General features: G+C 35.0%; 13 protein-coding genes. 10 read left to right on the top strand and 3 right to left on the bottom strand.

The window, feature by feature from the left end; translation table 11 throughout:
* The 3 genes from QZU77_RS08960 to QZU77_RS08950 all read left to right on the top strand — a co-directional run.
* Positions 1–216 (top strand): glycosyltransferase (locus QZU77_RS08960; RefSeq protein ID WP_394350528.1); only part of this gene is annotated, 216 nt, incomplete at its 5' end.
* Positions 217–229: 13 nt separating this feature from the next.
* Entirely contained in the window at positions 230–2,659 is a 2,430-nt protein-coding gene (locus QZU77_RS08955; protein ID WP_295603259.1) for a glycosyltransferase, read from the top strand.
* Positions 2,660–2,674: 15 nt separating this feature from the next.
* Complete coding sequence (locus tag QZU77_RS08950) at positions 2,675–4,423, top strand: glycosyltransferase family 39 protein (protein ID WP_295603257.1); 1,749 nt, start codon at positions 2,675–2,677, stop codon at positions 4,421–4,423.
* 108 nt (positions 4,424–4,531) lie between these two features.
* On the opposite strand, the gene QZU77_RS08945 is transcribed toward QZU77_RS08950, so the two are convergent.
* Positions 4,532–5,014: a transposase gene (locus QZU77_RS08945; protein ID WP_295603255.1), complete on the bottom strand. Its 483-nt coding sequence runs from the start codon at positions 5,012–5,014 to the stop codon at positions 4,532–4,534.
* Between the two features lie 165 nt (positions 5,015–5,179).
* Here QZU77_RS08945 and QZU77_RS08940 point away from each other — a divergent pair, with 165 nt between their 5' ends.
* Positions 5,180–5,557, top strand: a complete 378-nt coding sequence (locus QZU77_RS08940) for a GtrA family protein (protein WP_295603261.1) — start codon at positions 5,180–5,182, stop codon at positions 5,555–5,557.
* Between the two features lie 87 nt (positions 5,558–5,644).
* A complete protein-coding gene (locus QZU77_RS08935) occupies positions 5,645–5,875 on the top strand; it encodes a hypothetical protein (protein ID WP_295603253.1) in 231 nt (76 codons plus the stop codon).
* On the opposite strand, the gene QZU77_RS08930 is transcribed toward QZU77_RS08935, so the two are convergent.
* Positions 5,865–7,445: a right-handed parallel beta-helix repeat-containing protein gene (locus QZU77_RS08930; protein WP_295603251.1), complete on the bottom strand. Its 1,581-nt coding sequence runs from the start codon at positions 7,443–7,445 to the stop codon at positions 5,865–5,867. The two genes, QZU77_RS08935 and QZU77_RS08930, sit on opposite strands and share 11 nt — an antisense overlap.
* A 91-nt stretch (positions 7,446–7,536) precedes the next feature.
* Here QZU77_RS08930 and QZU77_RS08925 point away from each other — a divergent pair, with 91 nt between their 5' ends.
* Positions 7,537–8,505, top strand: a complete 969-nt coding sequence (locus tag QZU77_RS08925; RefSeq protein WP_295603249.1) for a glycosyltransferase family 2 protein — start codon at positions 7,537–7,539, stop codon at positions 8,503–8,505.
* Positions 8,506–8,861: 356 nt separating this feature from the next.
* Here the strand turns inward: QZU77_RS08925 and QZU77_RS08920 are convergent, their stop codons facing one another.
* Complete coding sequence (locus QZU77_RS08920) at positions 8,862–9,716, bottom strand: hypothetical protein (RefSeq protein WP_295603247.1); 855 nt, start codon at positions 9,714–9,716, stop codon at positions 8,862–8,864.
* Positions 9,717–9,806: 90 nt separating this feature from the next.
* Here QZU77_RS08920 and QZU77_RS08915 point away from each other — a divergent pair, with 90 nt between their 5' ends.
* The 4 genes from QZU77_RS08915 to QZU77_RS08900 all read left to right on the top strand — a co-directional run.
* Positions 9,807–10,178 carry a hypothetical protein gene (locus QZU77_RS08915; protein WP_295603245.1) on the top strand — a complete coding sequence of 124 codons (372 nt, stop codon included), beginning with the start codon at positions 9,807–9,809 and terminating at the stop codon, positions 10,176–10,178.
* A gap of 122 nt (positions 10,179–10,300) precedes the next feature.
* Entirely contained in the window at positions 10,301–10,744 is a 444-nt protein-coding gene (locus tag QZU77_RS08910; protein WP_295603243.1) for a flavodoxin, read from the top strand.
* Between the two features lie 5 nt (positions 10,745–10,749).
* Entirely contained in the window at positions 10,750–11,214 is a 465-nt protein-coding gene (locus QZU77_RS08905; protein WP_295603241.1) for a MarR family winged helix-turn-helix transcriptional regulator, read from the top strand.
* Between the two features lies 1 nt (position 11,215).
* On the top strand, positions 11,216–11,984 hold a 769-nt coding region (locus QZU77_RS08900), incomplete at its 3' end, for an MATE family efflux transporter (RefSeq protein WP_295603239.1).

Genomic DNA, 11,984 nt, shown 5'->3' with positions numbered 1-11,984 from the left:
CCTGAAATAATACAAGATGGGGTCAATGGATTTATAACGGAACCTAACAATCCTGAAATGTTAGCTGATAAAATTTTAGAAATTACAAATATCTCTGCTGATGAAATGTTTAAAATTAGAAAAAGAGCGCAAAATGATGTTAAAAATATTTCTAGCGTAGATAAAACAATGGAAAAGTATGTTAAAATAATTGAAAATAATTATTTTGTCAAATGAGGTGAACAATTTAATGTATGATAATTTTAAAAGATATTCTGAAAGTTCAATAAAAAAGAATGGGGAAAAAATCAACATCTGTATTTTTTATAAGGATAGGGTTCCTTTTGATTTAAGATTAGTTACAGTTTTCAATGAAATTTCAAAAAAACTTAATTATAATTTTTTCATTGTATATCCGCAAGATTATCCTAAATTTAAAGAGGATATTTCAAATAATAATATTAATTTTGATTATATAATTCTGCAAAGGGATTATTTTGATTTTGAGATTGCTAACAGCCTCATAGAGAAATCTGAATTATTTGACTATAAACTTGTCTATGAAATTGATGATGATCTTTTACATATGGATGAATCAAATCCTGGGCATAGTTATTATATGGGAATAAAAGATAATTTAGAGTACATTATTTCAAATGTAGATCTTGTTACTGTTACAAATGACAATTTGAAAAATCAATTGGTGTATTTAAACGAAAACATTATTGTAATCCCGAATAGATTGGTTAGTGATTGGTTTAATCAAGAGAATAAAACAAAAATAAACTCTAAAACCATTGTCAACATTGGATATATGGGTTCAATTTATCATTCATGGGATTTAATTTTAATCAAAGATGCAATAAAAAAAGTTAGGGATTATTTTTTAAAAAAAGATATAATAATTGCTTTTGAGTTAATTGGAGGCACTACTGATGAATTAGGCTTTGCAAATCAGATTCAAGTTCCTTCAGGTCATCAGAATTATTTTAAATTTATAGATTGGTTTAAAAAAATTGTTAATTGGGATATTGCCATTGCACCATTAGAAGAAAGCAATATCAACACATGTAAAAGTGAACTTAAATATTTGGAGTATGCCATTTTAGGAATTCCTGGAGTATACAGTAATGTAGGTCCGTATGTTATTAGTATTGAAAATGAAAAAAATGGATTGTTGGTGCGTGACAATTCTCCGGATGAATGGGCTGAAAAAATTATTAAGCTAATTGAAGACAAAAACCTTCAAGAAACCATTATTGAAAATTCATATAATGATGTGCTGTCTAATTATCTAATTGAGGACAGTGTCGATGATTGGTTGAATCTCTTTGAAGAAAACACTGACGAAATTGTACTTGATAAGAATATTGATTCTATCAAAAAAGAAATATTTTCATATTATTCTCCAAATTCCGGTAAAGAAAGAATTTTATTGGTTGGACATAGTGGGAATAATGGTGGCGCAGAGATACTTCTAAAAAACATGATTAATGAGTTTAAAAAACAGGATATGGAAGTTGTTGTTTTTGTAAAGTCAGAGGGTCCTATAATTGAAGAGTATAAAAAAATGGCTCCCACATTCATTGTGAATACTAATGAAAAAATGGAAAAATATATTGATGAATTAAGTAATTTAAATTTTGAAAGTGCTATTTTAAACACTGTAATTACTGCTAATTTTATTGATACCTTGAAAAAACATGATTTTTATATAATAAGTTTGGTTCATGAATTACCAGGTGTAATAAAAGGTTTAAAAGCAGAAAAATTATCAAAAAAGATTGCTCAGCATGCTGATCTTGTTGTTTTCCCATCAACTTTCGTAGCTAATAAATTTGAAAACATGTTTAAAATAAGAAACTTGAAATTAATTCATTCACAAGGCTTTTATAATATGTTTAATGATTTTAATAAGGAAGAATCCAGAAAAATTTTGGAAAGCAAACATGATATTCCAGAAAACAATCAAATTATATTAAATGTGGGTCGTGGTGAAGAAAGAAAGGGTTTTGACATATTTTTAGAGGTATCCCAAAAATTGGAAAATGAAAATCTAACATTTATCTGGGTGGGATATATCAATGAAAATCTTCAAAATGATTATATGGATGAGATTAATTATTCTAAAAATCTGATTGTAACAGGTTTCATTTCAGATAAAAAAGAAATCATGAGATATTATGATTCATGCGATATATTCTTATTAACTTCACGGGAAGATCCATTTCCATCAGTAGTGTTGGAGGCATTCAATGCAAAAAAACCAGTTATTGCATTTGAAAATGCCGGAGGTTTTAGAGACATTGTTATTAATGATTTTAGTGGATATTTAGTTGAATATGAATCAAGTGATGCATTAGCCGATAAAATTAAATTTTTAGTAAATAATACTGAATTGAAGGAAAAATTAGGAGATAATGCTCATAAGATTTGTGAAGAGCAGAAGTTTGATGAGTATGTTAAAATCTTAAAATCATATTGCATTAACGGAAAAATTATGAGTAGGGACAATATGATTTATGATTTGAAAAATGAACTTTCAAAATTCAAAACAGAAAATAAGAAGTTAAAAACTCAAAATAAAAAATTATCTAAACTAAATAAAGAAATTCTGTCTTCTTCAAGTTGGAAACTTACGGGACCTCTTAGAAAGATTAAGAATTCTTTTAAAAAATAATTAAGGTGGATATAATTGAATTGGAGCGATTGGAATTTAAGTAAAGATGATTTTGTCTATTTAATGATATTATTATTCATTTCATCATTTTCAATTTTTAAAATGATTGATTTTTGTTGGTCCGCATGCATATCCAATCCGGATATTGCGGTTTATCTTCTCAGTGGTTTAAAATATGCTGGATTGGACTATTATAATGTTGTGTATCCATCAGAACTATTTTACACTCCGATATTGTCATTTTTATCATCATTATTCTTTAGATTGGGCTATGTTGATAAGAATGCAATAATTTTGGTCGTAAGTTTTATAAACTTTTTAGGGTTTTTTGGATTATATGTCCTGTTTAAAAATAGATTCAATCCGTTACTAAGCTTAATTGGTGTTGTGATATATGGAAGTTTACCTTTAATTATAGTTAATACCACTAGGGGAATGATTGATCTTGCTGCGATTTCAATTACCTTTTGGATATTGGTTTTTGCAATAATATCTATTGAAAAAAATCCAAAATATTTCTTAATAACATTCCCATTATTTGTCATAGGCTTTTTTACAAAGTATCTTGTGGGTTTCGCATTGCCATTGATTGTTTTATATTATGCTATGGACAAGGATATAATAAGTAAACTTGATTTGTTGTTGAGCGATAAGGCTGTTTTTAACCAAAAACTTAAAAATTACCTTAAATCCATTGAATTTAAATATATTGTTATATCATTGATAATAAGTATTATTTTATTTTTAATAATATCTAAAACTTTAATTTTAGACTTTGGAGGTTCATTGACCTTTTTTGAACAGTCTGTAAAGACATTTAATGGCACTCAAACTCCAAGTAATATTATTGATTTTAATAATGACAAGTCTTATTACATGGACCATTTCACGGATATTTTATTCTTAGCCGGGTATCATTCCAATATTTTCATGGATATATTATACGGTATTTTCATTGTTGGGTTAGGAATCCGCGTGGTTAGTTTTATAAGGAATTTTAATCAATTTAATTCTGATAAAAAATCATTTAAAACTAAGAATCTATATAAAATATTGTTGTTTTCTAGTGTGATTTTAATTTTAGTTGCTTTTATTATTTTTAAGGAAATTCCTAATCATATGGCGATTAATGTTTTATGGTGTATTATTATACTGATATTTTTTTCACTTTTAGATAAGTGTGTTTCAAATAAAAAGTTTTTATCTGTCGACTTATTATTTTTAGCATATTTTTTACTATTTTTCACGTTTATGTCATTATACACTGTTAAGGTTCCAAGATATTCATTGTTTTTTATTCCTCCATTTATTTACTTTGTAATTTGGGGTTTAAATGCTATTGTTGGATTTTTAGATGGTAAAAAGTTATTTGAATTTAATATTAAAAATGTTGTTACAATTGTCATTTTGGTAATATTTTTATTGTTAACCGTTTCAGTTGTTAATAATCCTATGGATTATGATGAATCAAAAAAAATGTACAGGGATGTTTTCGCTCATGATTTTGAGAATGATTACATGGAGGTTTGTGATTTTATTAAGGAGTATGATGGAAATTATCATGATAAAACTTTTGCATCATTTTATCATCATTCTAGGATAATGCGTTGGTATTTAAATGTTGACCCGCTTATTCTTGATGAGGATTCCTCTTTAAAAAATTTCAATCAAACAGATTATGTTGTTCTTAATTTGGATAAAAAATTGGATAATTATGATTTGATTTATAAAAAAGGAGGATTTAATGTTTATTCATTAAAATGATATTTTAAATCATTTATGGAGTTTCTCTAGAAATGTATTGGTTGTCATATTCATTAATTTTTTTTTCGTTAAAGGGTGTCCGCCAAAACTGATTTTTGATTGTTGAGTTTAGTAAATGTTTACATCGAGCTTTAATTGGTGTGTAGTAGATATGCTTTCGCAGAAATCTACTATATCTTCTTTATTGTTTTGTTCTCCTTGAATTAGGTTGTATAATCTTTTTATATTGTATGCTACTGCATCTAAGTTGAGTCTTTCTTCAGTTTTTACCATTCCAATGACTATTTCTTGGTCTATGTGATATTGTTCTTTGAATATTCCAAATGGCCCTTCTACGCAGGTTCTTTTGCTGAATTCTTTTTTGTATTCTTCTTTTTTCATTTTAAAGAACATTGCTCTTTCTAATCTTCCGCCGTTTTCTGTGATGGTTTTATGTGTTTGTTTTTCTGTTAAGCAGGATTCTCGGTGAATGCAGTGTTTACATGCGTAATAATTGTTGTAGAGTCTTTTTATTTTGTCAGGTTTTTCTTGATCTTCGTTTTTTTCAGTGTATTCTTTGTAGAAGTACATTGGTTGTCCTGCTGGACACATTAATAAGCCTAAATCGGAAATGTAGAAAAAGTGGTCTTTGTGGAATTGTTTTGGGTGGCATACAATTGTTCACAATTGGGATTTTAGGCAAGTATCTTGAAAAAACTTATATTGAAACTAAAAGAAGACCTATTTACATTATTAAAGAGTCAAATATTGATTGAAATGAAGATTGAGCGTGAATTGTTTTTATACATATTTTTTGGAGTATTAACTACTCTTGTTAACATTGCAGTTTATTTGTTCTTCACAAGATTACTCGGTGTCAATTATCTAATCTCAAATATCCTGGCATGGACATTATCGGTATTGTTTGCATATGTGACCAACAGGATATGGGTTTTTGAAAGCCGAAACAATGATATCCTTAAGGAGATGGCTCTGTTTTTTGCAGGACGCATTTTTTCAGGAGTGGTTGACACTGGACTAATGTGGCTTTTAATCGATGTCCTGTTTGTTGGCGATGCCATTTCCAAAATCATTGTTCAGGTGATTGTTGTTGTTTTGAATTACGTGTTGAGCAAGGCAGTCGTCTTCAAATAGTCTTTTTCTATTCATTAGACGAAATTATATTGTTTTTTCTATGGATTTTCATAAGGATATTGTCTGTAATATATACCTGTCAGGTATATGATTTCCTCTGTTGCGATTTTATGGTTTTTATTGTCAATTTTAATAATCTTACTTGAAGATAAGAATCAATTGATGATTGCACGGGCATTATTTGCCGTATTGTGTGTTTCAGGCATTTTCAACTTGATGGATGTCACCCATGACCTTGTAAATAAAATTTTAAGCAATGGCGATAACGTAAACTTTTATCGCATCACCAATATGGTTAAAAAAGGAATCATGCCTTAATGTTAATTGTCTTTTTGAAATACTTGGCATTCTTAACCTTCATGGTAACCTTGCAATCTCCCTTGAGGGATTTAGGAATCTTTATCTTGATCGATTTTTTCTTTGAGGTCTTGTACCATTTGGTTGTGATTTTCTTGGAGCCGGTAAACACCAGCTTGACGCGCTTTTTAACCGGCTCGTCCTTGTAGTTTGTGACCTTGACCTTGATGTATTTTCCGGACTTGTGCAAGTGTATCTTTGAGTACTTAAGGTTCTTGTTTGCTTTCACATGGCATTTGATGAGCTTATTGTGCTTTATATTGTAAACTGAACTGTATAGGTAGTATACCTTGTTGTTTGTGATGCTTGAATGCTTCACTGTTGACTTCTTGCATGCAAGGCACAATGCCCCTGCGTAGCAGGCCTTGTTGTACTTGAATTTGGATGATGAAACGTCAAGCTTTCCCAGGCGAGCATATACTGCGCCACCGAATATTGATGCCTTGTTGTGTTTGAATTCGCTTTTCTTGATGATCACTTTTCCCCCGACGCTGCACACTGCGCCGCCGTACATTGATGCGGTGTTGTGGCTGAACTTGCAGCCTATTATCCTGACGTTTGAGTTGTCATTGTGCTTGTATATTTTAACGTTGACTCCGGCTCCGTTGCAGCCCTTGTTCTTGTAGAATTCGCAGTTTTTAATAAGGGCGTATTTTGAGGATTCCACAACGATTGTTCCGGCTCCTTTCGGGGAGTGATTATGGCTGAACCTTGAATTCTTGATTGTGCATTTCCCGTACTCGTCACTGTAGACCACGCCGTTGTGCTGGGACTTGTTTTTTGTGAATGTGCACTTGTCGATGTTGATTGTGCTTGTTTTTTTAAGCTTTCCGCTTTCGCTTACAACGAGTATCATTGACAGGAACGCCTCGTTTGAGCTGAACTTGGAGTCCTTTATCACTAGGGTGGTGCCGACTGAGGTTTTGATGACGCTTCCCATTCCCCTCTTGTCGTCTCCAAGTGATTTGGTGGTGGATGTTGCCTTGTTGTTCTTGAATGAGGATGAGTATATTTTTATGGTGCATGATTTCTTGGCCTCTATCGCGCCGCCGTTTGAGTTTTTCGCGATGTTGTTTTCGAATGCGCAGTTCTTGATGATCAGTTTGGAATTGGAGTATAGCTTGACTCCTGCACCGTTTTCCGTAGTGTATCCGTTTTTGATTTTAACGTTTTCCAACTGTAGCCTGCAGTCCTTTTTGACGTTGAAGCATCTTGCAAGACTGTTGCCGTCAATGGTGCATCCCTTCTGCCCTACGATTGTAATGTCCTTTGTTATCCACACCCCATTCTTAAGCAGCGCATCCGTTTTCTTGTCATATTTATATGTTCCCTTCAGATGGACTTGGGAATCAGGCTTGGCGTTTTTAATTTCATTTGAAAGGTCAGTGAATGTTTTCAAGCCTGTATCTGCATCTGCATTTGAGGATTTGAGTGTAGTGTCCATTGTAGTGTTGTCTGCGGCAAGGGCAGTGTTGATGCTTAATGCCATGATGAAACCAATTAAAATTACCAATATTATTTTTCTAATCATATAACACCTTTTCCTATAATAATTGTTTATTTTTAGAGGTATTTAAAGATTTTAGAAATGATTATATGGAATTATATTTATAATGTAGTATATGGTTGAAATCACTGTGATCCTGCCGGTTTTCAATGGTGAGGAATATGTTGGAAAGGCAATAGAATCTGTCCTGAATCAGACTTTCGATGATTTTGAGCTCATCATCGTCAATGACGGCTCAACAGACAATACGCTAGAAATCATTGACGGTTTTGATGATACAAGGATTAAACTCATCAACCAGGCCAATCAGGGGCCGGGGGCTGCCAGGAACAATGCCCTTGATATCGCATGTGGTGAGTATGTGATGTTTCTTGATGCCGATGACTGGTACTGTGAGGATGCGTTAAGCACCGCTTATGGGCAAATCACCCGGTATGGTGCTGACATGACCTTTTTTCAGATGATCAACTTTGACGGTGAGAGGTATTATCCGAATGACTGGTTTGACATGAAATCCTTTGACGAGTCATTTGAAAATCGTGCATTCCACCCCTCCGAGACCAGGGGTTCCATTTTCGACCTGTCGGTGGGGGTCTGCCAGAAGATTTACAGTCATGAGTTTTTAAATAGGATCAATGCCCGGTTCCCGGAGGGAATATTTTTTGAGGACATGCCATTCTTCTTTTACGTTTACCTTAAATGTGAGAGGATATCCATCGTCAAGAAGTACCTGTATGTGAGAAGAAAGCATAAATCCTCCATTACAAACGTTGTTGATGAGAAGTTCTTCGACACCGTGCCTGCCGGCCAGGAACTTATGAGAATTTTCATTGAAAATGGATGGTATGATGTGTATAGGTATGACCTTCTTGCCTATAAGATAAACGGGCCTCGATTTGCTTTAAGAGACATGCCATTAAAACACAAGCCACACATGTTTGACCTAATTAAAAGAGACTATGAACAAATTAAACAGGGTCCATATTATGATGACTTTCTTGATGAGCTCGGGCCGGTAAAAAGGAAGTTCTTCCAGGATGTCCTGAAGTCAAAGGACTATAACGAATATGAGAAAATTAAATGATTCCGACTATGACTTTCCTGTTGATGTTATGGTCGGAGCTCTTGTAGATGATGCCGGTTTTACATTTCCCCTTCTTCAAATCCTTGGTGTTGATTTTCAAAATGCCATTGGATGAGGTTTTGGCCTTGAAGGTTTTCTTATCCTCCTTAACTTGATTTTCTTAAATGTCACGCTGCAGTCGGATTCGATTGTTACGCCTTTTTCAAGCTGATTTCCGTCAATGCTTGTGTTGGATTTGGCCTGTATGAGGGTGTTTTTGAAATGACGATGCCCATTGAATCATCTAATCACTTCTGATATTGCCTTATATTGGGCTTGAAATTCTATTTGAACTTAATGAATGGTCTTAAAAGCATCTAGCTTAGGACATCATGCCAGATGAACTCGTCTCCTGCATAATAGGTGATTAGCACTGAGGCTAGAGTGATTATTATGAATATCCACCAGATGTTGAACGGGGTGAACAGCATGAACAGTGCCAGGCATGCCAGTTCAAGGATTATGAACAGTCTCCTTGACTTGCTTGTGTAGCTGAGCACTCCAAGAATCACTGGTGTTGTGATGATTGCTAATATGTAGAGTATGGAATCGGCTAAACTCACCATTCCAGTAATCGGAAGGTTCAGGATGTTCATGAAGAGATACATTTCAAGAACTGTCAGGAAGTACCCTTGCGCTCCTCCGGAGATTGCCTGTGCGAGAGTGTGCTTTTTAAGCAGCACCCTTGACCATATGACCAATGGGTAGAGTATCCCGAAAAGTGCTCCAATAGGACCCAGCAACAGTATGAGTGCGGCGTTCGGACCGGAGAGTCCTGTTGTATGGACGCTGATTTTCCACTTTGTGGTAATTACAAGCACCACGCCGGTATTGACCGTGTAGCATAGAAGAAGACAGGTCAGGAAATTGTCCAGGTGCATTGACAGTGATATGAGAAATCCGATGAAGTATGAAACTATCCCCACGATCAATGGGATGTAGCGGTCTGAACGGTTTGATATGTCATTGTCCGTTCCGATGAGTTTCGCCCATATCATTATGATTGCCATCGGCAGTATTGAGGCAAACACGAGTGAAACGATCTCAAGTGTCCAGAAGTCCTGGTTGTGCTTGATTGACAATGTCAGGCAGATGATTAAAAACAGCGGTATGCAAATGATTGGCGGGTTGGTGAATGTTGAGATTGTCTTTGCGATTCTATGCTTGTCCATATTAATATTTATGATTGCCTAAATTAATAAATATATGTACTATGAGATATAATAAATAATATTATATTATAATTTTTGAGGGATTTATTTATGAAAATGGAAATTGATGTAACAGAAGCTCAGGCTGAAAAGATTCAAATTTTAAAGGATAATGACATCGGTGTTGGTGAGGCGATTGACATTCTCTTTGATATGAAGGAAACCATTGAGATTCAAAGTGACATTGTGCTTGACAGTAAAATCAAAGAGGTTAATGATAAGAAGGCTGAGTTGGAAAGGGAAATTGCTGAATTGGATAAGCAAATGTCTGTTTTCGACAAGCTTAAGGATACCTCCTTGGATGTTGGTCAAAAGCAGAAGATTGTTGAGAAGGAGTACGGTCAGCTTGACAAGACTTTTGACGAATTCATTTTGGATGCTAAGCACAACTTCAAATGGTCCAGGAACTTGTTCAAGTTCTAAAAACCATTCCTTTATTTTTTCACCGTCACTGTATTTTTCATTTTGTTTGCCGTTCAACAGTTGCACCGTCAATAGTTGACAATGCAACAGTTTATATAGTATGACATATTAATAATTATACTATGAAATCACTAGTAGTCTATTATTCAAGAACCAATACGACAAGAAAACTGGCCGAAAAAATAGCCAGTGAGACTAACGCAGACATTGAGGAAATCAGGCCCAAAGTCAACTACCAGGGAAAACTAGGTTACATCAGAGGCGGAAAAGACGCCATGAGCGAGAAAATCATCGACCTGGAAGAGATGGCCTATGACCCTAAGGACTATGATGTGGTATACGTTGGAGGGCCTGTATGGGCTTCAAAGGCTGCAAACCCGCTGATTTCATACCTCAACAATAATGACTTCAACAACGTCAAGTTCTTCCTCACAGCAGGAAAAAGCGGATTCGAGTCAAGCTTCAAGCAAATGGAGAAATACTCAAAAAAACCGCTTAAAACATTACAATTGACAACCAAGGAAGTCAAACAGGATAATTATGACTTAAAATCATTCATAAGCTGATAATCATGTCACTAGAAGAGTTTAAAATAATCGATGCGAAAACTCTTCCCGTAGGTAAGTTAATCACAATGATTTCAAGAGGCCATACCATATACCTCAACCATCATCTGGAGGAATACGGAATCAATGCCTCACAACAGCATCTTCTCTTCGAGATATCACACCAAAAAAACATCAACCAGGAGAAAATCGCAACAAGATGCAACATCAACAAGGGAGCGGTTGCAAGGTCAATCCGCAAACTTGAGGAAAAGGGATTGGTCACACGCCAAATCGACGATGCCAACCGAAGGCAGAACATCATCTCCCTCACCGATAAGGGGGAAGAGACATTAACCGAAAGCATTAACCTACTTAAAAAATGGGAAAAGGAAGTTTTCGACCAAAACATTATAGAAAAGGAATTACTACAAAAGGCATTAAAGGACATAGCAATAAAGACAATGGAATTAAATTTAAAAGGAGATTAAAATGGCTAATAAAAGTAAAAACATTGAAATGATAACAGGAGACCCAAAAAAGGCCATAGTCAAACTGGCCCTGCCAATGATGGTTTCCATGCTCCTCATCATGCTCTATAACATTGCAGACAGCATATGGGTGGCGGGGCTTGGAGCCGACGCCCTGGCGGCAGTGGGATTCATCACACCATTATTCATGGTATTGGTGGGACTTGGAAACGGTATCGGAGCCGGTGCAAACTCACTCATCGCAAGATACATCGGAGCCGGAAACATCAAGCAGGCAAACAATGCAGGACTTCACGGGATACTCCTTGCGATAATAGTATCAGTGATATTCACAGTGATCATCGAAGTGTTCATGGTGCCTATTCTCAAGTTCATGGGTGCCGGAAACACCATACAATACGCAATGGACTACAGCTACATCATATTCGGATTCCTCTTCGTATTCGTATATTCCGGAGTTGCCTCAGCAATATTCAGATCCGAAGGGGATATGAGAAGGGCAACAATCGCAATCGCAGTAACAGCAATACTCAACATCATCCTGGACCCTGTATTCATATATGTCCTCAACTTCGGAATCGCCGGAGCGGCATGGGCAACCGTAATATCCGCGATAATGTCATGTGTGGTCATGAGCTACTGGATATGGGGCAAAAAGGACCTCTACCTTGACCTGACACCTAAAAACTTCAACTATCAGGGACAAATGATGCTGGACAACCTTCAGGTTGCCATACCATCCACACTTGAAAGCCTCGTGTTTTCCATCC

Origin of the sequence: uncultured Methanobrevibacter sp. (assembly GCF_902774605.1) — an archaeon.
Classification (GTDB): Archaea; Methanobacteriota; Methanobacteria; order Methanobacteriales; family Methanobacteriaceae; genus Methanocatella.
Note: the sequence above shows the minus strand (reverse complement) of the source record. Positions and strands in the feature narration are given on the sequence as shown.

What these genes read in the sequence shown, in the direction of transcription:
- QZU77_RS08955 (WP_295603259.1), top strand. Translation starts at nt 230, where the DNA reads ATGTATGATAATTTTAAAAGATATTCTGAAAGTTCAATAAAAAAGAAT.
- QZU77_RS08945 (WP_295603255.1), bottom strand. Translation starts at nt 5,014, where the DNA reads ATGTGTCCAGCAGGACAACCAATGTACTTCTACAAAGAATACACTGAA.
- QZU77_RS08940 (WP_295603261.1), top strand. Translation starts at nt 5,180, where the DNA reads ATGAAGATTGAGCGTGAATTGTTTTTATACATATTTTTTGGAGTATTA.
- QZU77_RS08935 (WP_295603253.1), top strand. Translation starts at nt 5,645, where the DNA reads ATGATTTCCTCTGTTGCGATTTTATGGTTTTTATTGTCAATTTTAATA.
- QZU77_RS08930 (WP_295603251.1), bottom strand. Translation starts at nt 7,445, where the DNA reads ATGATTAGAAAAATAATATTGGTAATTTTAATTGGTTTCATCATGGCA.
- QZU77_RS08925 (WP_295603249.1), top strand. Translation starts at nt 7,537, where the DNA reads ATGGTTGAAATCACTGTGATCCTGCCGGTTTTCAATGGTGAGGAATAT.
- QZU77_RS08920 (WP_295603247.1), bottom strand. Translation starts at nt 9,716, where the DNA reads ATGGACAAGCATAGAATCGCAAAGACAATCTCAACATTCACCAACCCG.
- QZU77_RS08915 (WP_295603245.1), top strand. Translation starts at nt 9,807, where the DNA reads ATGAAAATGGAAATTGATGTAACAGAAGCTCAGGCTGAAAAGATTCAA.
- QZU77_RS08910 (WP_295603243.1), top strand. Translation starts at nt 10,301, where the DNA reads ATGAAATCACTAGTAGTCTATTATTCAAGAACCAATACGACAAGAAAA.
- QZU77_RS08905 (WP_295603241.1), top strand. Translation starts at nt 10,750, where the DNA reads ATGTCACTAGAAGAGTTTAAAATAATCGATGCGAAAACTCTTCCCGTA.